General features: G+C 65.8%; 18 protein-coding genes. 8 read left to right on the forward strand and 10 right to left on the reverse strand.

Annotation, left to right across the window (positions count from 1 at the left end; genetic code table 11):
• Window positions 1–8: 8 nt before the first annotated feature.
• Window positions 9–2,675, reverse strand: a complete 2,667-nt coding sequence (aceE, locus tag IPM20_13175) for a pyruvate dehydrogenase (acetyl-transferring), homodimeric type (GenBank protein MBK9132566.1) — start codon at window positions 2,673–2,675, stop codon at window positions 9–11.
• Between the two features lie 304 nt (window positions 2,676–2,979).
• On the opposite strand from aceE, the gene IPM20_13180 reads away from it, so the two are divergent.
• The 3 genes from IPM20_13180 to pyrC all read left to right on the forward strand — a co-directional run bounded on the left by IPM20_13180 (window position 2,980) and on the right by pyrC (window position 6,767).
• Window positions 2,980–4,473, forward strand: a complete 1,494-nt coding sequence (locus IPM20_13180; protein MBK9132567.1) for a leucyl aminopeptidase family protein — start codon at window positions 2,980–2,982, stop codon at window positions 4,471–4,473.
• 216 nt (window positions 4,474–4,689) lie between these two features.
• On the forward strand, window positions 4,690–5,691 hold the full coding sequence (locus IPM20_13185) for a molybdopterin molybdotransferase MoeA (protein MBK9132568.1): 1,002 nt from the start codon (window positions 4,690–4,692) through the stop codon (window positions 5,689–5,691).
• 47 nt (window positions 5,692–5,738) lie between these two features.
• Entirely contained in the window at window positions 5,739–6,767 is a 1,029-nt protein-coding gene (gene pyrC, locus IPM20_13190; GenBank protein MBK9132569.1) for a dihydroorotase, read from the forward strand.
• Window positions 6,768–6,804: 37 nt separating this feature from the next.
• Here the strand turns inward: pyrC and IPM20_13195 are convergent, their stop codons facing one another.
• The 7 genes from IPM20_13195 to IPM20_13225 all read right to left on the reverse strand — a co-directional run bounded on the left by IPM20_13195 (window position 6,805) and on the right by IPM20_13225 (window position 12,365).
• The gene (locus tag IPM20_13195; protein MBK9132570.1) at window positions 6,805–7,869 is read right to left on the reverse strand and encodes a sulfate ABC transporter ATP-binding protein; all 1,065 of its coding nucleotides are present in this window, start codon (window positions 7,867–7,869) and stop codon (window positions 6,805–6,807) included.
• Window positions 7,870–7,887: 18 nt separating this feature from the next.
• Window positions 7,888–8,763 carry a sulfate ABC transporter permease subunit CysW gene (gene cysW, locus IPM20_13200; protein MBK9132571.1) on the reverse strand — a complete coding sequence of 292 codons (876 nt, stop codon included), beginning with the start codon at window positions 8,761–8,763 and terminating at the stop codon, window positions 7,888–7,890.
• A 7-nt stretch (window positions 8,764–8,770) separates the two neighbouring features.
• Entirely contained in the window at window positions 8,771–9,610 is an 840-nt protein-coding gene (gene cysT / locus IPM20_13205; GenBank protein MBK9132572.1) for a sulfate ABC transporter permease subunit CysT, read from the reverse strand.
• Window positions 9,611–9,615: 5 nt separating this feature from the next.
• Entirely contained in the window at window positions 9,616–9,861 is a 246-nt protein-coding gene (locus IPM20_13210) for a TOBE domain-containing protein (GenBank protein ID MBK9132573.1), read from the reverse strand.
• Between the two features lie 40 nt (window positions 9,862–9,901).
• Complete coding sequence (locus IPM20_13215; GenBank protein MBK9132574.1) at window positions 9,902–10,912, reverse strand: sulfate ABC transporter substrate-binding protein; 1,011 nt, start codon at window positions 10,910–10,912, stop codon at window positions 9,902–9,904.
• 62 nt (window positions 10,913–10,974) lie between these two features.
• Window positions 10,975–12,018 carry a porin gene (locus tag IPM20_13220; GenBank protein MBK9132575.1) on the reverse strand — a complete coding sequence of 348 codons (1,044 nt, stop codon included), beginning with the start codon at window positions 12,016–12,018 and terminating at the stop codon, window positions 10,975–10,977.
• A 143-nt stretch (window positions 12,019–12,161) separates the two neighbouring features.
• A complete protein-coding gene (locus tag IPM20_13225) occupies window positions 12,162–12,365 on the reverse strand; it encodes a YezD family protein (GenBank protein MBK9132576.1) in 204 nt (67 codons plus the stop codon).
• Window positions 12,366–12,623: 258 nt separating this feature from the next.
• Here IPM20_13225 and IPM20_13230 point away from each other — a divergent pair, with 258 nt between their 5' ends.
• Together IPM20_13230 and rnt are read left to right on the forward strand one after the other, a co-directional pair.
• Window positions 12,624–14,180, forward strand: a complete 1,557-nt coding sequence (locus IPM20_13230; GenBank protein MBK9132577.1) for a sigma-54-dependent Fis family transcriptional regulator — start codon at window positions 12,624–12,626, stop codon at window positions 14,178–14,180.
• 84 nt (window positions 14,181–14,264) lie between these two features.
• Window positions 14,265–14,888: a ribonuclease T gene (gene rnt, locus IPM20_13235; protein MBK9132578.1), complete on the forward strand. Its 624-nt coding sequence runs from the start codon at window positions 14,265–14,267 to the stop codon at window positions 14,886–14,888.
• 207 nt (window positions 14,889–15,095) lie between these two features.
• On the opposite strand, the gene grxD is transcribed toward rnt, so the two are convergent.
• Window positions 15,096–15,407, reverse strand: a complete 312-nt coding sequence (gene grxD, locus IPM20_13240) for a Grx4 family monothiol glutaredoxin (protein ID MBK9132579.1) — start codon at window positions 15,405–15,407, stop codon at window positions 15,096–15,098.
• Window positions 15,408–15,663: 256 nt separating this feature from the next.
• Window positions 15,664–17,217 (reverse strand): hydantoinase B/oxoprolinase family protein, encoded by a 1,554-nt coding sequence (locus IPM20_13245; protein ID MBK9132580.1) that lies wholly within the window; start codon window positions 17,215–17,217, stop codon window positions 15,664–15,666.
• 297 nt (window positions 17,218–17,514) lie between these two features.
• Between IPM20_13245 and IPM20_13250 the strand changes: the two genes are divergently transcribed.
• The 3 genes from IPM20_13250 to IPM20_13260 all read left to right on the forward strand — a co-directional run bounded on the left by IPM20_13250 (window position 17,515) and on the right by IPM20_13260 (window position 19,987).
• Window positions 17,515–18,093 (forward strand): superoxide dismutase [Fe], encoded by a 579-nt coding sequence (locus IPM20_13250; GenBank protein MBK9132581.1) that lies wholly within the window; start codon window positions 17,515–17,517, stop codon window positions 18,091–18,093.
• A gap of 92 nt (window positions 18,094–18,185) precedes the next feature.
• Window positions 18,186–19,427: an HDOD domain-containing protein gene (locus IPM20_13255; protein ID MBK9132582.1), complete on the forward strand. Its 1,242-nt coding sequence runs from the start codon at window positions 18,186–18,188 to the stop codon at window positions 19,425–19,427.
• Between the two features lie 14 nt (window positions 19,428–19,441).
• Window positions 19,442–19,987 carry an NUDIX hydrolase gene (locus IPM20_13260; protein MBK9132583.1) on the forward strand — a complete coding sequence of 182 codons (546 nt, stop codon included), beginning with the start codon at window positions 19,442–19,444 and terminating at the stop codon, window positions 19,985–19,987.
• The last annotated feature ends 98 nt before the right edge of the window (window positions 19,988–20,085 follow it).

Consider the following 20,085-nt stretch of genomic DNA (forward strand, 5'->3'; position numbering starts at 1 on the left):
CCCTGCGGCTATGCATACAGGGGATAGGTCTTTTCGGTGTCGATGCGATACTTCGCGATCGCCTCGCCGACCTTCGCCAGCGGGAACCTGCCCTCGTCGGCCAGCGCCTTCAGCGCCGTGATGACGATATGGTGGCTGTTGACCTCGAAATGCTTGCGCAACTGGGCGCGGGTGTCGCTGCGGCCGAAGCCGTCGGTGCCAAGCACCTCGTAACGTCCCGGCACCCAGCGCCGGATCTGCTCGGCATAGTTGCGGATATAGTCGGTCGCCGCGATGAACGGGCCGCCGCGTCCGGCAAAACACTCGCTGACATACGGAGTCCGCGCCGGCGCGGTCGGATGCAGCCGGTTCCAGCGCTCGACCGCCTGGGCCTCGCGGGCCAGCTCGTTGATACTGGTCGCGCTCCAGACATCGGCCTGCACGCCCCAGTCGGCGGCCAGCAGCTCGGCGGCGGCGATGACCTCGCGCAGGATCGTTCCGGAGCCGAGCAGCTGCACCTGTGCGGCCGCGCCCTGCTTTGCGGCGCTGAACTGATACAGTCCCTTGATGATGCCCTGCTCGGCCCCGGCCGGCATCGACGGGTGGTGGTAGTTTTCGTTCATCGCCGTGACATAGTAGTAGACGTTCTGCTGCTCGACATACATCCGGCGTAATCCGTCGTGGATGATCACGGCCAGTTCGTAACTGAAGGTCGGATCGTAGCTGATGCAGTTCGGAATCGTCCCGGCCAGCACCAGACCGTGGCCGTCCTGGTGTTGCAGGCCTTCCCCGGCCAGCGTGGTACGGCCGGCGGTGCCGCCGATCAGGAAACCGCGCGCCTGCATGTCGCCGGCGGCCCATGCCAGGTCACCGATGCGCTGGAAACCGAACATCGAATAATAGATGTAGAACGGGATCGTGCTGACACCGTGTGAGCTGTAGGCGGTCGCGGCCGCGATCCACGACGACATCGCGCCGGCCTCGTTGATCCCTTCCTCGATGATCTGGCCGCTCTTGTCCTCCTTGTAGAACATGATCTCGTCCTTGTCCTGCGGCGTGTACAGCTGCCCGACGGACGAATAGATCCCGAGCTGGCGGAACATGCCCTCCATGCCGAAGGTGCGCGCCTCGTCGGGTACGATCGGCACGATGTACTGGCCGATCTTCTTGTCGCGGCACAGCAGCGTCAGCAGGCGGACATAGGCCATCGTCGTCGACATCTCGCGGTCACCGCTGCCCTCGAGCAACGGCGCGAACACCGACAGGTCCGGGATCTCGAGCGGTGGCGCCTGGGTGCGGCGCGCCGGCAGGTAGCCGCCCAGCGCCTGACGGCGCTGATGCAGATACTGCATCTCCGGGCTGTCCGCCGGCGGCATGTAGTACTTGCCTTCGGCCGCATCCTCGTCGGACAGCGGGATGTTGAAGCGATCGCGGAACGCGATCATGTCCTCGGCCTGCAGTTTCTTCTGCGAATGGGTGCGCATCTGGCCTTCGCCGGCCGCCCCCATGCCATAACCCTTGACCGTGTGCGCCAGGATCACGGTCGGCTGGCCGACGTGATTGACCGCGGCATGATAGGCCGCGTACACCTTGTGCGGATCGTGGCCGCCGCGGTTCAGCGACCAGATGTCGGCGTCGGTCATCTTCGCGACCATGGCCTTGAGTTCCGGATACTTGCCAAAGAAGTGCTCGCGCACATAGGCGCCGTCCTTGGCCTTGTAGTTCTGGAAATCGCCGTCGACGGCCTCCATCATGCGCTGCTTCAGCAGACCGTCCTTGTCGCGGGCCAGCAGCGCATCCCAGTAGCTGCCCCACAGCACCTTGATCACGTTCCAGCCGGCGCCGCGGAAGATCGCCTCGAGTTCCTGGACGATCTTGCCGTTGCCGCGCACCGGGCCGTCGAGCCGCTGCAGATTGCAGTTGACGACCCAGATCAGATTGTCGAGCTTTTCGCGCGACGCCAGCGAGATCGCGCCGAGGCTCTCCGGTTCATCGCATTCGCCGTCGCCGAGGAACGACCACACCTTGCGGCCGTCGGTGTCGGCCAGCTTGCGGTCGCCCAGGTATTTCATGAAGCGGGCCTGGAAGATCGACATGATCGGCCCCAGTCCCATCGACACGGTCGGAAACTGCCAGAAGTCCGGCATCAGCCACGGATGCGGATACGATGACAGCCCGTTGCCGTCGACCTCCTGGCGGAAATGATCCAGTTGCTCTTCGGTCAGCCGGCCTTCGAGAAACGCCCGGGCATAGGTGCCCGGCGAGGCATGTCCCTGCGAGAAGATCAGGTCGCCGCCGAAACCTTCGCTCGGCGCGCGCCAGAAATGGTTGTAACCGACGTCGTACAAGGTCGCCGCCGAGGCAAAGGTCGCAATGTGGCCGCCGAGTTCCGAGGCCTTGCGGTTGGCCTTGACGACCATCGCCATCGCATTCCAGCGAATATAGGCGCGGACCCGGTCCTCGAGCGCCGGATCGCCCGGCATCGGGACCTCAAGCTGGGTCGGGATCGTATTGACGTATGCGGTGTTGGCCGAAAACGGCAGGTGCGCACCGGTCCGGCGCGCGATGTCGATCATCTGCTCCAGCAGGTAATGGGCACGCTCGACGCCTTCGTTGGCGATCACGGCCTCCAGCGCATCGATCCATTCCTGGGTTTCGATCGCATCGACATCTAGGTATTCCGCTTGCTGAGACATGGTTCCAACCTCGCTAAACTCGATCAGCCCGGCACTGTTGAGGTCAATCGTCAGCGGTGGAACTTGAACAGAGTGTTCCGTTTGCACAGGCCGATGCAGGCTGACCCTCGAACCGCCGTGGGGACCCGCAGGACCGGTCCCATCACGGCCGCTTATAGGCAATCGCAGTTGTTTTTGCTACGCTTTTTCTCGCCACCGGATCCGATTCGGCGACCGTGCCAAACCATCAAAATTCGGGCAGACATGATCAGGTTTTTCCCCGGTCAGGTCAAGTTGACGCCCGAACTGCCCGGACCTGACAAAAATGAAAGTCACTCTGAAACAACATGATAAAGTCCCGGGCGCCGCGCCGCTGGCCGCGCTGGAACACCTCGTCGTGCTGCTGCCCGCCTCCCGGCGCCACCGGCCGCCACCGGGGTTCACCGACGCCGGTCTGCTGCTGCAGCGACTGCACCGGGCGCTGGGCGACGACGCCACCGGCCCGTTTGCGACCGATCTGCCGAACCGCCGCGCCACGCACGTGGTGCTGGCGCTGGCCGACGACGCGGCCAGTCCGTTCACACTGCTGACGCTGGCCCGCAAGTTGCTGGCCCCGGTGCTGCAACGCAATCCGCGCCGGATCGGGCTGCTGGTCGCCGGCTTCGCTCCGGAACCGGCACGGCGCGCCGCCGAGGCGCTGGTCGCCGCGGCGCTGGCCGGCCATTTCACACTGCCAACGCTCAAGAGCACGCCGGCCAGGGCGCGCCGCCTGAACACGATCGACATCTACGGTGTCGCGGCCGCCCTCGATACCGAACGGCTGACGGCCGAGGCCGAGGGCAATCACCTGGCCCGTTCGCTGACCACACTGCCGCCCAATCTGCTGACGCCCGGTGAATACCGGCGACGGATCGCGTTGCTGGCGCGCCAGCAAGGCTGGCGGATGTCGACACTGAACAGCCGGGCCTTGCAGCGGCTGAAGGCCGGCGCATTCCTCGCCGTCGCCCAGGGCAGCGCGCATGACGATGCCTCCATCGTGCACCTGCGCTACACCCCGCCGCGCGCCCGCCGCGCGCCGAGGCTGGCCCTGGTCGGCAAGGGGATCTGCTTCGACACCGGCGGGATGAACCTGAAATCGGCCAAGCACATGCACGGCATGCACGAGGACATGGAAGGGAGCGCGGTGGCGCTCGGCACCCTGCTCGCCTTGAGCCGTCTCAAGGTCCCGTTTGCCGTGGACTGCTGGCTGGCGCTGGCGCAGAACCACATCGGCCCGCACGCCTACAAGCAGAACGACGTCGTCACCGCCTGCGACGGCACTACCATCGAGGTCGTGCACACGGATGCCGAGGGACGCATGGTACTCGCCGACACGCTGGCGCTTGCAAGCCGCGCAAAACCGCATCTGATCATCGATTATGCGACGCTCACCGGCGCCTGCGTGTACGCGCTCGGCACGCGCTACAGCGGGGCCTTCACCAACCGCGAGGCGCTCATCGCCGAGGTGATCGCGGCCGGTCGCGAAAGCGGTGAGCGCGTGTGGCCGTTCCCGCTCGACGAGGACTATGAAGAGGCGCTGCAGAGCACGATCGCCGACATCAAGCAGTGCACGCTGGAGGGTGAGGCCGATCACATCCTCGGCGCGCGCTTCCTCAAGCGCTTCGTCGCCGATCGCCCGTGGCTGCACATCGACCTGTCGGCCGGCAACAACAAGGGCGGCCTCGCGCATATCCCCTCCGACGTCACCGGCTTCGGCGTGCGCTTCACGCTCAACCTGCTGCTCGACCGTAAGATCATGGATGGATTGCGATCTGACTGAGGTTGCTCGCGGGTCTGCATCGGGCCTCGTGTTTTCGCAGCCTGGATGCCGGCGCGAGGCACCGAAATCCGGGGGAGCGCAGATCCATTCCCGGATTCCGCTGCGCTTCATCCGGGCTACGATTACTGTCTCTCTGGCCTTTTATCTTCGCAAACACTCCGCGTATACTGCTGGGACTCGAAACCCCTCCAAAATCCAGCCGAAAAAGGGCCCATCATGAGCGAGCCATCTCCACTCACCGAGGCACAACAGAAATTCAGCGACGCCATCCCCTTCCGCCGCCTGGGCAGCGAGAGCTGCGCGCTCGAACAGTCGCTCGGCCGCGTGACAGCGCGGGATATCACCGCGCCCGAGGATATGCCGGCGTACAACCGCGCCATCGTCGAGGGGTTCCTGATCCACACCGAGGACGGCGCCGGCGCCTCCGAGGAGAAACCGGCCTCGTTCAGGATCGTCGGCGCGGTGAAGCCCGGCGACCGGCAGTGCCCGACCTTCAAGCGCGGCCAGGCGGTGCGCATCGCAACCGGCAGCCTGGTGCCGGATGGTCCCTATTCGAGCGTGCGCGCGTGGGAGGCGAAGGAGGACGGCGAGTCCTTCACCATCAGCCGCCCCTTTCCGCCGCGCTTCTTCATCGAGGAAAAGGGCTGCGACCTGAAGCAGGGCGCCACGGCGCTGCCGGCCGGGACCCAAATCGATGCCGCCGCGATCGGCACCATCGCCGCGCTGGGCATCCCGCGCATCGACGTGTCGGCGCGGGCGAAGGTCACGGTCTTCGCCTCGGGCGACGAGGTCATCCCCTACACCGAGGCGCTGACGCCGGGCGCGATCCGCGACAGCAACACCCTGATGCTGGCGGCGGCCGTGACCGCCGCCGGCGCCAGCCCGCTCACCGGCGGCATCATGAACGACGACTTCGATGCCTTCGTCGCCGCCGTGCGCAAGGCGCTCGAGGGCTCGGACATGATCCTGATCTCGGGCGGCACCGCCGTCGGCGGCCGCGACTTCATCTCCGACCTGGTGAAGGCCGTCGGCGAACTGCTCGTCGACGGCGTGCCGATGCGCTCCGGGCGCCCGCTGATCATGGGCCACGCCAAAGGCAAGCCCATCGTCTGCGTCGCCGGCCACCCGCCCGAGGCCCTGCGCGGCTTCCGCCTGTTCGGCGTCGCGGCGCTGAACCGCCTGGCGGGCTGTAACGCCGAACTGCCTAAGGACGAGTAATCCGCCATGGGGACGGATTTCAAATCCGTCCCCATCGCCGCCGGCCCATGAACGAACTCACCCTCACCCGCCCCGACGACTGGCATATCCACCTGCGCGACGGCGCGGCGCTGAAGACGACGGTGGCGCACGCGGCGGCGCAGTTCGCACGCGCGATCGTCATGCCGAACCTGGCGCCGCCGGTGGTCACGGCGGAGCAGGCGCTGGCCTACCGCGCGCGCATCCTGCGGCACGTGCCGGCCGGCGTGACATTCGCTCCGCTGATGACGCTGTACCTCACCGACAGCACCCCGGCGGAGGAGATCCGGCGCGCGAAGGCGGCGGGGGTCGCGGCGCTGAAACTGTATCCGGCCGGCGCGACGACCAACTCGGACTCCGGCGTGACGGCGATCGAGAAGGTCTATCCGGTGCTCGAGGCCATGCAGGCCCACGACCTGCCGCTGCTGGTGCACGGCGAAGTCACCGATTCCGCGATCGACATCTTCGACCGCGAGACCGCCTTCATCGAGCGCGTGCTGGCGCCGTTGACGCAACGCTTTCCCGCGCTGCGCATCGTGTTCGAGCACATCACGACCCGCGGCGCGGTGGATTTCGTCACCCGCGCGCCCGCGACGATCGCCGCGACCATCACGGCGCATCACCTGCTGTACAACCGCAACGCCCTGCTCGCCGGCGGCGTGCGCCCGCATTACTACTGCCTGCCGGTGCTGAAGCGCGAAGCGGACCGCCAGGCCCTGCTGCGCGCGGCCACCTCGGGCAGCCCGAAGTTCTTCCTCGGCACCGACAGCGCCCCGCACGAGCGCGCGCGCAAGGAAACCGCCTGCGGCTGCGCCGGCTCGTACACCGCGTACGCAGCGATCGAGCTGTACGCCGAGGCCTTCGAGCAGACGGGCGCGCTCGACCGGCTGGAAGGCTTCGCGAGCCATCACGGCTCCGATTTCTACCGCCTGCCGCGCAACAGCGACCGCATCACGCTGGTGCGGCAGGCCTGGGATGCACCGGAGCAGTACCCGCTCGGCGACGGCGCGCTGGTGCCGCTGCGGGCGGGCATGCGCATCGAGTGGCGAATCAAATAGCCAGGGGGACGGATTTCAAATCCGCCCCCGATCTCGATTAACTGCCCACGAACACCCGCAGGTTGCGCGGCTTGATGAACACCCGCTCACCCAACACGAGCGGCGCCCGCTGATACCGTTCGCGCGTGAACTCGACCTCGACCAGGCCGTCCTCCTCGCCTTCACGCTCCAGCTCGATGCGCACCATCGGTCCGATGGTGAAGATGCTGCTCACCCGCCCCGATCCGATCGAACCCTCGGCGAGCGCGGACAGATCGATCTCATGCGGGCGCAGGTGCACCACCGCGGTGGAACCGGGGGCGAAGGCCGCGCCTTCCGGCGTCGGCGCCTTCAGGTCGCCGATGTGCGCCCAGCCGTTGTGGACACGGCCGTGGAACAGGTTCACGCTGCCGAGGAAGCGTGAAACGAAGGCGGTCTCCGGCTGCTCGTAGACCTCGTCCGGCGTGCCGACCTGCTCGATGCGCCCCTTGTTCATCACCACCACCCGGCTCGACACCTCCATCGCCTCCTCCTGGTCATGGGTCACGAACACGCTGGTGACATGGATCTCATCGTGCAATCTCCGCAGCCAGCGGCGCAGTTCCTTGCGCACGTTGGCGTCGAGCGCGCCGAACGGCTCGTCCAGCAGCAGCACCTTGGGCTCGACCGCCAGCGCGCGCGCGAGCGCGATGCGCTGGCGCTGGCCGCCGGACAGCTGGTTCGGGTAGCGGTCCGCCACGAACTCCAGTTGCACCAGGCGCAGCAGCTCCCGGACCTTCTCCCGGATCGCCTCCTTTCCCGGGCGCTCGGCCTTCGGGCGTACCGTCAGTCCAAAGGCGACGTTATCGAACACCGTCATATGGTGAAACAGGGCGTAGTGCTGGAACACGAAGCCCACCCCGCGTTCGCGCACATGGCGGCGCGTGGCGTCCTGGCCGTCGAAGCGGATGCTGCCGCTGTCCGGCTGCTCCAGCCCGGAAATGATGCGCAGCAGGCTGGTCTTGCCGCAGCCGCTCGGGCCGAGCAGGGCCACCAGTTCGCCGGTCGGGATGGTCAGATTGACGTCCTGCAGCGCGTGAAAGCCGCCGAAGTGCTTGTTGACGTTCTCGATGATGATGCTCATGGACAGGTCTCCCGGGTGTCAGGTGGACGGCTGTAACGCCGGCATGGAAATCGGCGTCGCGGCGCGCTGTGCCTGGCCGCGCCATTCGACGAAGCTCTTGGCCGCGAGCGTGACCAGCGCGAGCAGCGCCAGCAGCGAGGCGCAGGCGAAGGCGGCGACGAAGTTGTACTCGTTGTAGAGGATCTCGACGTGCAGCGGCAGTGTGTTGGTCTCGCCGCGGATGTGGCCGCTCACCACGGACACGGCGCCGAATTCACCCATCGCACGCGCGTTGCACAGGATCACGCCGTACAGCAGGCCCCATTTGATGTTGGGCAGCGTCACACGCCAGAAGGTCTGCCAGCCGCTGGCGCCCAGCGTCAGCGCGGCCTCTTCTTCCGCCGTGCCCTGCTCCTCCATCACCGGGATCAGTTCACGGGCGACGAACGGGAAGGTGACGAAGATCGTCGCCAGCACGATGCCGGGCACAGCGAAGATGATCTTGATGTCATGGTCGAACAGCCACTGGCCGAACCAGCCCTGCGCGCCGAAGACCAGCACGTAGATCAGCCCCGCGATCACCGGCGATACCGAGAACGGCAGATCGATCAGCGTGATCAGCAGGCTCTTGCCGCGGAATTCGAACTTCGCGATCGCCCACGCGGCGGTGACGCCGAAAACGAGATTCAGCGGAACAGCGATGAGCGCGGCGATGAGCGTCAGCTTGATCGCGGCGAGCGCCACCGGTTCCCGCAGCGCGGCCAGGTAGGCGTCCAGCCCCTGGCGCAGCGCCTCGGTCAGTACGGCGGCGAGCGGCAGCAGCAGGAACAACCCGAGAAACGCCAGGCCGGCGCCGATCAGCAGGCGGCGGAACCATGCGGGTTCGTTCAATGTCGGGGGCACGGTCGGATTCATGGGAACCTCACTGGTGACGGCGTCTGCCCCACCACTGGAGCAGGTTGATGAGCAGCAGCAGCAGGAACGAGATGACCAGCATCGCCACGGCGATCGCGGTGGCGCCGGCGTAGTCGTACTGCTCCAGCTTGGTGATGATCAGCAGCGGCGTGATCTCGGACACCATCGGCATGTTGCCGGCGATGAAGATCACGGACCCGTACTCCCCCAATGCACGCGCGAAGGCGAGCGCGAAGCCCGTCAGCAGCGCCGGCCACAGGCTCGGCAGCAGGACGCGGAAGAAGGTCTGCCGGCGCGAGGCGCCGAGACTCGCCGCCGCCTCCTCCAGCTCCGGTTTGAGCTCCTGCAGGACCGGCTGCACGGTGCGGACGACGAACGGCAGGCCGATGAAGATCAGCGCCACCAGCACGCCCGTGGGCGTGAAGGCCACCTTGATGCCAAGTGGCTCGAGATACCGGCCGATCCAGCCGTTCGGCGCATAGATCGCGGTCAGCGCGATGCCCGCCACCGCGGTCGGCAAGGCGAACGGCAGGTCGACCAGCGCATCGATCAGGCGCCGGCCGGGGAAGCGGTACCGCACCAGCACCCACGCGACCAGCAGGCCGAAGACCAGATTGATCACGGCGGCGAGGAACGAGGCCCCGAAGCTCAGCCTGTAGGAGGCGACCACCCGCGGCGCGGTCACCGTCGCCCAGAAACTGTCCCAGCCCAGCTGGGTGGACTTAAGAAAGGTGGCGGACAGCGGGATCAGGATAATCAGGCTCAGATACAACAGGGTGATCCCGATGGTGATGCCGAAGCCGGGAATCACGCTCGGGCGACGCAGTGTGAACAGGGACGCGGACATCGTCTTCACTCCCGACCCGAATCGCCGGACACCGGCTGGAATCTGGCCAGCACCACCTCGGTCGCCTTGAATACCGCCATGGCCTCATGGCCTTCGCGCAATCCCAGTTCCTCCAGCGAGCTGGACGTCACCACCGACGAGATGGTGCCCGCAGGGGTCTCCAACTGGACCTCGGAGACCACCGGGCCGCGGATGATGCGCGTGACCCGTCCGCGGAACTGGTTGCGTGAATTGAGGGCAATGACGGCCATGGCGTATTCCTCTCTCTTTTCTCTTGTAAGTGATGATTGCTCAGTTCGACGGTACGTAGATCTGGTCGAATATCCCGCCATCGCTGAAGTGCGCCTTCTGCGCCTTCTGCCACCCGCCGAACACCTGATCGATAGTGACCAGGTTCAACGCGGGAAACCGCTTGACGTCATTCGGATCGGCAAGTTCGGGCTTGATGGGGCGGTAATAATGCTTCGCGGCAACGCGTTGCCCCTCCGGCGAGTACAGGTACTCAAGGTAGGCGCTCGCCACCTCCGTGGTGCCGTGCTTCTTCGCCACGGCGTCCACCAGCGTCACCGGCGGTTCGGCCAGGATGCTGAGCGAGGGCAGCACGATCTCGAACTTGTCCGGACCCAGTTCGTTCAGCGCGAGGAAGGCCTCGTTTTCCCACGACAGGAACACGTCGCCGATGCCGCGCTGCACGAAGGTGTTGGTCGAACCGCGGGCGCCGGAATCCAGTACGGGCACGTTCCTGAACAGCTTGGTGACGAAGTCCCGGGCGGCCTGCTCGGAGCCGTATTTGTCCAGCGCGTAGGCCCATGCCGCCAGATAGTTCCAGCGCGCGCCGCCCGAAGTCTTCGGATTCGGCGTGATCACGCCGACGCCCGGCTTCACCAGATCGTCCCAGTCCTTGATGCCCCTGGGATTGCCTTTGCGCACCAGGAACACGACGGTGGAGGTATAGGGCGAGCTGTTGTTGGGCAAGCGGCTCTGCCAGTCCTTGGGAAACCAGCCGGTCTTCTCGCTGATCTGGTCGATATCGTAGGCCAGCGCGAGCGTGACCACGTCGGCCTCGAGGCCGTCGATCACGGCGCGCGCCTGTTTGCCCGCGCCGCCATGGGACTGGTTGACCACGACGTGGTCGCCGGTCTTTTCCTTCCAGTACCTGGCGAAGGCCTGATTGAAGTCCTGATACAGCTCACGCGTGGGGTCATAGGACACATTCAGCAGCTTGATGTCCTTGGCCAGCGCAGCGGCGCTGGCGCCGGCGGCGAGCGCGATGCCGGCGATGACGGTGATGATGCATTTCATGATCCATTCTCCTCGTTCATATGGGTAAGGGGACAGATTAGAAATCTGTCCCCGATCGGGGCCTAGAACTTGATGATTGCGCCGAGCGAAATGGCGCTGGCCGAATCGCCGTTGGCGGCCACGGCAAGGTTGTCGCTGCGGCCCTCGCGATACGGGGTGACACCGCGACCGTCATCGTTGTCGGTGGCGGCGTAGTCGACATAGAGCGCAAGCCCCTTCTGCAGGGCGTATTCGGCCCCGATCGCCGCCAAACCGGCATCCCGGTCCCCGGCCTCCGCCGACAGCAGGTAGTACTGGCCCTTGAACGTCCAGGCGTCGAGCTTGTAGCGCACGCCGAGGCCGAAGGCATCCTCGTCCTGGCTGCCGTCGCTGGCCGCCCCGCTGATCGCCTGCCACAGGCCGGTGAAGCGCCAGGCGTCGTGATCGTAATAGGCACCCACCCGGATGATGTTCGGATCATCCTGCGCGCCAGTCGGGTTACCTGCGGTTTCGTAACCCAGGCCGATGAACAGCGGGCCCTGGGCGTAGTTCACCGCAAGACTCAGCAGGTCGTTGTCGTTGGTCGGGGTGACCGCGGTGTCCACGTTGGTGGAATACTGCAACGTACCCTTGAAGCCGGATTTCTCCGGCGAGGTGTAGTCGATGCTGTTGTTCGGGCGCTCATCGAAGCGGTTGATGCCGGAGCCGGCGCGGGTGATGTTGCGCGCGTCCCCCACCTGGTCGCCGAACAGATCGACCGCGCGGCCGATGACTTTGACCGGGGTATCGAAGCGACCGATGCGCCCGGTACCGAAGCCGCCCTGCAACCCGAGGAAGGTGTTGCGCGTGGCCAGCACGTTGTTCTCGTTGGGCGCGGCCGTATCCGCGCGCAGCTCGGATTCGACCTGATAGATGCCGGCGACGTCGCCGCCGACCTGGATATCGCCCTTGAAGCCGATCCGGCTCGAGTTGCTGGAGATATTGAGCGCGCTGTCGGTGCCGTTATCCAGGCTGTCCAGTGAAACGTTGAGCTGACCGTAAATGGATGCCGCGGCAAATGTATCTTGTGCCGTCAATCCACCGACCAGGCCGATCGCAAGTACCAGAATTCGATTTTTGCTTTTCATGTCTTCATCTCTCGCCGGAAACATGAGCGCGGCCTCCGGACATCCGGTCAGCGCGAACTGTTTCAGACTGCAGGGTGGTCAAGGTAAAAACCTCCGGATACCCGGTCGGCAATGGATTTATCAGAATGGACAGAAGCTGCGCTTCATCTGGTCCGGCTTCCCCGGGCGCCCTGGGGCCCGTGCTCCGACGCGGACTGGAAACGCAGCTTCTCCTTGCGATCGATCTGGACCACGCGTCCGTCATGGACAACGATCTCGATGGAACCAAAACGCAGTGAACCCAGGGTCTCGCGCAGGACCTCGATGACCTCGTCGGTTTCCTTGCCGATCAGATGCAGTGGCTTCATTGTGTTTACCGCGCCTCGTGATTGCGCCCGTTCTCATGTGTTCCGGGGTGGCCATCCCTGGCCGGTTTGCATGCCGGTCTGTCATTCCGGTCCAATTCGGGTATTTCAGCTTTCGTGCCAGAGCCGAAAATTCCTTTTAACCCTTTGTTAATTAATTGATTGTTCGATATGACGTGATGCATCGTGCCAATATTGACTGTTTTATTTCATGGATTTCTGTTAATAAATATCGGAAAACCGTTAAATGAAACGAACCTGATGGATAAATTCGAGCATCTGCTGCTGGACGTATGGCGCGAGGTGGGACGCCACATGGAGCTAAGTGAGGCGGTGGACAACATCTGCACCCTGCTGGCCCCTGCCCTGCCGCTCACCGTCCTGGAGATACTCCACCTCGATGCGAGGCGCGGCGACATCGAGACCAGCGCGGTCGGCGTGCGCGATGGGCGCCCGTCCGCACACGGCCGCCGCCTCGGCATGACCACGATGCGCCTCGAGCGCCTGGTCGAATGGATGCGCCGGGAACCCATGGCGGCACTGCCCGCCGGCACGGACTGGCCCGATGCCCTGGTGCCGCTGCAGGATCTGTACGCCGGCAGGGATGTGCTGATAGGGGTACTGAAGAATCGCGCCCGGCACCCCGAAGGCCTGGCCGTGATCCTGCTCGATCGCGGCCAACTCAAACCGCGCCATCACCGCCTGCTGGAAGGCCTGCTCGAACCGTTGACCGTCGCGCTGGAGAACGACAGCCGGCTCCGCGAACTGAGCCAGCTGCGCGCCAGCGCCGAGGCGGACAAGCAGTCACTGCTGACACGGCTGGGGCGGGAAAAGGTGAGCGACACCATCGTCGGCGCCGACATGGGGCTGCGCGCCGTGCTGGCGCGGGCGGACCAGGTGGCGCGCACCGATACCTCGGTGCTGCTGCTGGGCGAGACCGGCTCAGGCAAGGAAGTCGTCGCGCGCGCCATCCATGAGCACTCGACGCGCGCGCAGGGACCATTCATCCGCGTGAACTGTGGCGCGATCGCACCCGAGCTGATCGATTCGGAGCTGTTCGGCCACGAGAAGGGCAGCTTCACCGGCGCGCTGGCGCAGCGCAAGGGCTGGTTCGAGCGCGCCGACGGCGGCACGCTGTTCCTGGACGAGATCGGCGAACTGCCCGCCTCGGTGCAGGTGCGCCTGCTGCGGGTCCTGCAGGATGGCAGCCTGACCCGCGTCGGCGGCGAACAACCGCTCCAGGTCGACATCCGGGTCATCGCCGCGACCCACCGCGACCTTGCCGCCATGGTGCAGCAGGGTGGCTTCCGCGAGGACCTGTGGTATCGCATCGCGATCTTCCCGGTCCTGATCCCGCCGTTGCGCGAACGGCTGGACGATATCCCCGAACTGGCGCGCCATTTCGCGCGCCGCGCGGCGATGAAACTCGGCCTGCATCTGCAGTTGCCGACCACCGCCGACATCGAGCAGTTACGCGGTTACACCTGGCCGGGAAACGTGCGCGAAATGGCGGCGGTGATCGAACGCGCGGCGATCCTGGGCCAGGGCGAGCGGCTGGCGATCGGCGCGGCACTCGGTCTCGGACCCACCCCCGGCGGCGCGACCGCGGACAACCCGCACTCGGATCGCCGGATAACCTTCTCCACGCTCGAGGAAACGGCGGCGGATCACATACGCAATGCATTGCGCCGCACTTTGGGGCGAGTCGAAGGGCCGCAGGGCGCGGCGCGGCTGCTCAATATAAACCCGCACACGCTGCGTTCCCGGATGCGCAAGCTCGGCATCGATCCCGCGCCGTTCCGCCGCCTCCCCGACTGAATGCTGGCACCGGAACGGGGTTCGAGCTTTACTGAACACGCGGCGATGGGTACCCTGCGCTAAACCCCGTCAGGATCACATTCAGTGTCAGTTTCAGAACCCAAGCGCATCGCCGACCGCTTTCGCGGCTTCCTCCCCGTCGTCGTCGATGTCGAGACGGGCGGGATCAATCCCGCCACCGACGCCCTGCTGGAGATCGCGATCGTGCTGCTCGACTATGACGCGCAGGGCCGGCTGGCGCCGACCGCGACGCACAGCCACCATGTGCATCCGTTTCCCGGCGCCGTGCTGAATCCGGAGGCGCTCGCCTTCAACGGCATCGATCCCCATCACCCGTTTCGCGGCGCGGTCGATGAGAAAGAGGCCCTGCAGGCGCTGTTCCTCGAGGTGCGCCACAAGGTGCGCGCGACCGGCTGCACGCGCGCGATCCTGGTCGGCCACAATCCCATCCTGGATCTCGGCTTCCTCAATGCGACGGTGGAACGCAACGGGATCAAGCGCAACCCGTTCCATCCCTTCAGCAGCTTCGACACCGCCTCTCTGGCCGGACTCGCCTACGGCCAGACCGTGCTGGCCCGCGCGGTGCAGTGCGCCGGGTTCACCTGGAACCAGGACGAGGCCCACTCGGCCATCTATGACGCCGAACGTACGGCGGACCTGTTCTGTGCGATCGTGAATGAATGGGACAAGGTGAGGCGTGAGGCGTGAGGCGTGAGGCGTGAGGCGTGAGGCGTGAGGCGTGAGGCGTGAGGCGTGAGGCGTGAGGCGTGAGGCGTGAGGCGTGAGGCGTGAGGCGTGAGGCGTGAGGCGTGAGCAAAATGCTTGCCGGCCTCACATGAGCTGTCAAGACTTTATCTTTACCGAATATTCCGGTTTTTTACTCCTAACTCCTCACCCCTCACACCTCACCGGTTCTTAAGCCGCTTCCTTCACCAGCCTCTGCAGTTCACCGCTCTGGTAGAGCTCCATCATGATGTCGCAACCGCCGACCAGTTCGCCCTTGATGTAGAGCTGGGGAAAGGTCGGCCAGTTGGCATAGCGCGGGAGGTTCTGGCGGATCTCCGGTTCCTGCAGGACATCAACGTACTGGAACTGGGCGCCGCAGCCGCGCAGCACCTGCACGGCGCGCTGCGAAAAGCCGCACTGGGGGAAATCCGGGTTGCCCTTCATGTACAACACGATCGGGTTGCCTTCGACCTGCTGCTTGATCCTCTCCATTACATCCATGACCACACCTCGTTTCGGCTCATACCCGCCGGGATCGGCGGATCTCAACTGTGTTCAAATGATAGATTCAATACCCGACTATTTCAATCAGGTATTACGCGCCCTGGTCAGACCTCCCAACCGGCAACACGCACTAAACTATAGGCGCGGCAGGCAAAATCCAAGGCTTGGCGCGCAAACCCCTCGCCCGCGGCGGCAGGAAAAAACCAATGTAGCCCGGATGGAGGCGCGCAGCGCCGGAATCCGCGCTACATCCTTAGTCCAAAGATTCCCCCCAGCCTCCGCCGCCCGCGGACTCGACCCGCACGCAATCCCCGGCCGCGGCCTCGAACGAGATCTTGGGTGGTAGCAGGCGCTCGTTGTGCCGGTTTTCCCCCGGAGCCCCCGCGGAGCCGCCCGCGAGCCCCCAGGGCGCATGGGTACGGCGCTCCGTGATCAGCGTGACGGTCGCGGGCGCAAGGAGCTCGTACTCGCGCACCAGGCCGTCACCGCCGCGCCGCCGGCCCGCCCCGCCCGAGCCGTCGCGCAGTTCGTAGCGACGGATGCGCAGCGGGTAATGCAGCTCCAGGCTTTCGATCGGGGTATTCAGCGTATTCGTCATGTGGGTCTGCACGCCGCTGAGTCCACCGCCTATGGGCCCCGCGCCCATGCCGCCGCCCAGGGTCTCGTAGTAATCCCAGCCCGGCGCGCCGGAGCGCCCGCCCATGGCGATATTGTTCATGCTGCCGTGACTGGCCGCCGGGATGCGCTCGGGTACGGCCTGCGCCAGCGCCCCCAGCACCAGATCGACGACGCGGGTGCTGGTCTCGACATTGCCCGCCGCGACGGCCGCGGGGCGGCGCGCGTTCAGCAGCGAGCCCTCCGGCACCGTCAGGCGCAGCGGCCGGAAGCTCCCCAGGCAGTCTGGAACCTCCGGCGGCATCAGACAGCGGAAGGCGTAGTACACCGCCGCGGCCGTCACCGCCAGCGGGCAGTTGACGTTGCCGGGGACCTGAAGCGCGGTACCGGTGAAATCGGCCTCGATGTCCGAACCCGCGACGCGCAGCGTCAAGGCCAGCGGGATATCGCGCGTGCCCCGTCCGTCGTCGTCGAGCACGTCCCGGAAGCGGTATTCGCCGTCGGGGATCGCGCTGAGCCCGGAACGCGCCAGCCGCTCCGCATAATCGTTGAGCGCCTCCAGTGATTCGCGATAGGCCGGCAGGCCGAGGGCCGAGACCAGGGCCTCGAGGCGCGCGCCACCGCAGCGGTTGGCGCTGATCTGCGCGGCGAAATCGCCGTGGTTCTGCGACGAGTTACGCGTCGCGCCGGTGATCCGCCCCATCACGGCGGCATCGATCTCGCCATCGCGCAGGATGAAGGTCGGGGGCACTATCATGCCCTCCTCCTCCAGCCGGCCCGAGATCGGCATCGAGCCCGGGGTCACGGCGCCGATGTCGGCGTGATGCGCGCGATTGGCCACGAAGCCCGCGAGCCGGGGCTCCGCCCCGCTGCCGGCGAACACGGGCGCGATCAGGGTCACGTCGGGCAGGTGCGTACCGCCCAGAAACGGGTCGTTCAGGATCACCATATCGCCCGGCCGCCATTCCAGCCCGCCGACGATGGTGCGCATCGCGAAGGCCATGCTGCCGAGGTGCACCGGGATGTGCGCCGCCTGCGCGCACAGCTCGCCCGCGGCGTCGAACACCGCGCAGGAGAAATCGAGCCGGTCCTTGATGTTGGGGGAAAATGCCGTGCGCCGCAGCACCGCGCCCATCTCCTCGCACACCGCCGCCATGCGGCCGGCAAACAGACTGAGTTCGACAGAGTTCATATCGGGGACAGATTTATTTTTTGCATGCTCTTGTAAATGTAGGGGTTTCCAATAAATAAATCTGTCCCCGATTTCTTGAACTGGTCAGGAGGCTGCTCTACACTTGCTCAAGCGTTCCACTAAGCCGTTCCCGCCAGTCTGTTCCCTTGCGAATAACTTGCCCGGCGGAAAGCGGGCGCAGCGGCGGCAGCCGGGAGCCATGGACCACGCGCTGTCAACTTGAATATCCCAGGCGACGGTCTCGCATAATAACGATTCCAGAGAGAGCGTCGCTTTACACCCCATGAGGAGCGAACGATGGTACACGAACTGCCCAAACTGCCTTACGCGATGGATGCCCTGCAGCCGCACATCTCGGCGGAGACGCTGGAATATCACTACGGCAAGCATCACCAGACGTATGTTACCAACCTCAACAACCTGATCAAGGGCACCGAATTCGAATCCCTTTCGCTGGAGGCCATCATCAAGAAATCCTCCGGCGGCGTGTTCAACAACGCGGCGCAGATATGGAACCACACCTTCTACTGGAACTGCCTCAGCCCGAACGGCAGCGGCAAACCGGGCGGCGCGCTGGCCAAGGCCATCGACGCCACGTTCGGCTCGTTCGACGAGTTCAAGACCAAGTTCAGCCAGACGGCGATCACGACCTTCGGCTCCGGCTGGGCCTGGCTGGTCAAGAACGCGGACGGTTCGCTCGCCCTCGCCAGCACCTCGAACGCCGGCACGCCGATGACCGAGGGCAAGACCGCGCTGCTCACCTGCGACGTGTGGGAGCATGCCTACTACATCGATTACCGCAACGCGCGCCCGAAGTACGTGGAGAAATTCTGGGAACTCGTGAACTGGGAGTACGTCGCACGGAATTTCGGTTAAGCACAGCACGCTTCTCATTGCGCCGTCCCGCCCGCGGCAAACGTCGGGCGGGGCGGATGCGATGAAACGCAACACACCATGGCGGTTCATCATTGACTGACACGCAACACCCTCCGCTGCACGCCGCCGACCTGCGCCGTTTCGCGCCCTTCGAAGCCCTGCGCGACGAACAACTGATCCTGCTCGCCGGCCTCGCCCGGCAGGAAGAGATCAAGGAAGGCACGCGCATCCTCGCCCTCGATGAGGCCTCTCCCCACCAATACTTCCTGCTGTCCGGCACGCTGGAACTGGAGGCGCGCGACGGCATGCGCCAGGTCATCGAGAGCGGTGACGGGAAGGCGCGGAGCGCGATCGCGGCCGCGCGCCCCTGCGACTACGGCGTGATCGCCCTGTCTCCGGCGCGTCTGTTGTCGATCGGGGAGGAGGTGCTGGCGAAACTCGGCAAGACCGACGGCGCCGGCCCCGAAGACGACTCCGGACGCACCGCCGCGCTGCGGGAGAACCGGGTCTACCAGGCCCTCCGCGCCGACCTCGAGGCCGACCGCCTGAGCGTCCCCAGCCTGCCGGAGATCGCGCTGCGCATCAAAAAGGCGGTGGAGAGCGAGACCGCGAACATCAGCAAGATCGCCAGGATCGTCAGCGCGGACCCCGCCATCACGGCCAAGCTGATCAAGGCCGCGAACGGCCCACTCTACCGCGGCAACGTGCCGATCGACAACTGCCAGGCCGCCATCGTGCGCATCGGCATGAACACCACCAAGCAACTGGTCATCAGCTTCGCGCTGCGCGACCTGTTCCGGATCAACAACCCGGAGCTGAAGCGCCGCGTACAGGAAACGTGGCGCCACAGCACCGAGGTCGGCGCCATCAGCATGGTGCTGGCCAAGCTCACCGAACACCTGGATCCGGAGCAGGCGCTGCTCGCCGGCCTGCTGCACGACATCGGCGTGGTGCCGATCCTGTGCGCGGTGCAGAACGACAGCGCCCTCGCCGCCGACGCCGCCGCACTGGACCAGGCCAGCGCGGAACTGCGCGGCGAGGTCGGCGCGATGATCCTCCGGCGCTGGGGTTTCCACGAAGCCCTGGCGCAGGCGGCGCGGATGGCCGACGAATGGCAGTACGACTCCGGTTCCAGGGCCGACTACGCGGATCTCGTCATCCTCGCCCAGTTGCACAGCTACATGAAGGCCGGCAAGGGCGCGCTCTATCCGCAGATGGAACAGCTGCCCGCCTTCGCCAAGCTCGCCCCGGAAACGCTCTCCCCGCAGGCCAGCCTCAAGGTCATCGACGAGGCCAAGGGCGAGGTGGCCGAGGTGATCCGGCTGCTCACCTGAGCGGACCCGCGGCCATGCAACAGTCCGCCGTCCTCCGCCTGCTGGCCGCGCACACCCCGCACGACGAGACCGAACGCGGCTTTCTCGAACAGATGCTCCGTTTCGTGCGGGAGACCCCCGGTTTCCACCGGCGCGATACGAGTCAGGGACATCTCACCGCCTCGGCCTGGATCGTCGACCCGGAGCGCCGGCGCGCGCTGCTGCTCCATCACGGCAAGCTCGACCGCTGGCTGCAGCCGGGCGGCCACATCGAGGACGACGCCTCCCTGCTTGACTCCGCCCTGCGCGAGGCGCGCGAAGAGACCGGGCTGGCCTGTCGCGCGGCGGATGAGGCGGTATTCGACATCGACATCCACCCGATACCGGCGCGCGGCGCGGAGGCTGCCCACCTGCATTACGACGTGCGCTTCCTGCTCGAGGCCGAGGCCGGCGCGCAGCCCGAGGTCTCCCCGGAGTCGAACGCGGTGCGCTGGTTCGGCCTCGATGAGATCGCCGCCCTGGGCGGCGGACCGTCGATCGGGCGCATGGTGGCGAAGACGCGCGCGCGGGCGCGCGCCTGAACCCTTCGGCCGCGCGGTTTGCGCGCGGGGAAAAATCGGTATAATTGGCGGTTTCCTCGCGCGTTCAGCGGCCACGGGCCGCGACCCACGCGCGGCTT

It is taken from the genome of Gammaproteobacteria bacterium (assembly GCA_016716465.1).
Classification (GTDB): domain Bacteria; phylum Pseudomonadota; class Gammaproteobacteria; order SZUA-140; family SZUA-140; genus JADJWH01.

Excerpts from the sequence above, each read along its gene's own strand:
- grxD (MBK9132579.1), bottom strand. The coding sequence starts at position 15,407 with ATGGATGTAATGGAGAGGATCAAGCAGCAGGTCGAAGGCAACCCGATC.
- IPM20_13260 (MBK9132583.1), top strand. The coding sequence starts at position 19,442 with ATGCAACAGTCCGCCGTCCTCCGCCTGCTGGCCGCGCACACCCCGCAC.
- IPM20_13185 (MBK9132568.1), top strand. The coding sequence starts at position 4,690 with ATGAGCGAGCCATCTCCACTCACCGAGGCACAACAGAAATTCAGCGAC.
- IPM20_13230 (MBK9132577.1), top strand. The coding sequence starts at position 12,624 with ATGGATAAATTCGAGCATCTGCTGCTGGACGTATGGCGCGAGGTGGGA.
- IPM20_13215 (MBK9132574.1), bottom strand. The coding sequence starts at position 10,912 with ATGAAATGCATCATCACCGTCATCGCCGGCATCGCGCTCGCCGCCGGC.
- IPM20_13250 (MBK9132581.1), top strand. The coding sequence starts at position 17,515 with ATGGTACACGAACTGCCCAAACTGCCTTACGCGATGGATGCCCTGCAG.
- aceE (MBK9132566.1), bottom strand. The coding sequence starts at position 2,675 with ATGTCTCAGCAAGCGGAATACCTAGATGTCGATGCGATCGAAACCCAG.
- IPM20_13245 (MBK9132580.1), bottom strand. The coding sequence starts at position 17,217 with ATGAACTCTGTCGAACTCAGTCTGTTTGCCGGCCGCATGGCGGCGGTG.
- IPM20_13195 (MBK9132570.1), bottom strand. The coding sequence starts at position 7,869 with ATGAGCATCATCATCGAGAACGTCAACAAGCACTTCGGCGGCTTTCAC.
- IPM20_13210 (MBK9132573.1), bottom strand. The coding sequence starts at position 9,861 with ATGGCCGTCATTGCCCTCAATTCACGCAACCAGTTCCGCGGACGGGTC.
- IPM20_13220 (MBK9132575.1), bottom strand. The coding sequence starts at position 12,018 with ATGAAAAGCAAAAATCGAATTCTGGTACTTGCGATCGGCCTGGTCGGT.
- IPM20_13225 (MBK9132576.1), bottom strand. The coding sequence starts at position 12,365 with ATGAAGCCACTGCATCTGATCGGCAAGGAAACCGACGAGGTCATCGAG.
- IPM20_13180 (MBK9132567.1), top strand. The coding sequence starts at position 2,980 with ATGAAAGTCACTCTGAAACAACATGATAAAGTCCCGGGCGCCGCGCCG.
- cysW (MBK9132571.1), bottom strand. The coding sequence starts at position 8,763 with ATGAATCCGACCGTGCCCCCGACATTGAACGAACCCGCATGGTTCCGC.
- cysT (MBK9132572.1), bottom strand. The coding sequence starts at position 9,610 with ATGTCCGCGTCCCTGTTCACACTGCGTCGCCCGAGCGTGATTCCCGGC.
- pyrC (MBK9132569.1), top strand. The coding sequence starts at position 5,739 with ATGAACGAACTCACCCTCACCCGCCCCGACGACTGGCATATCCACCTG.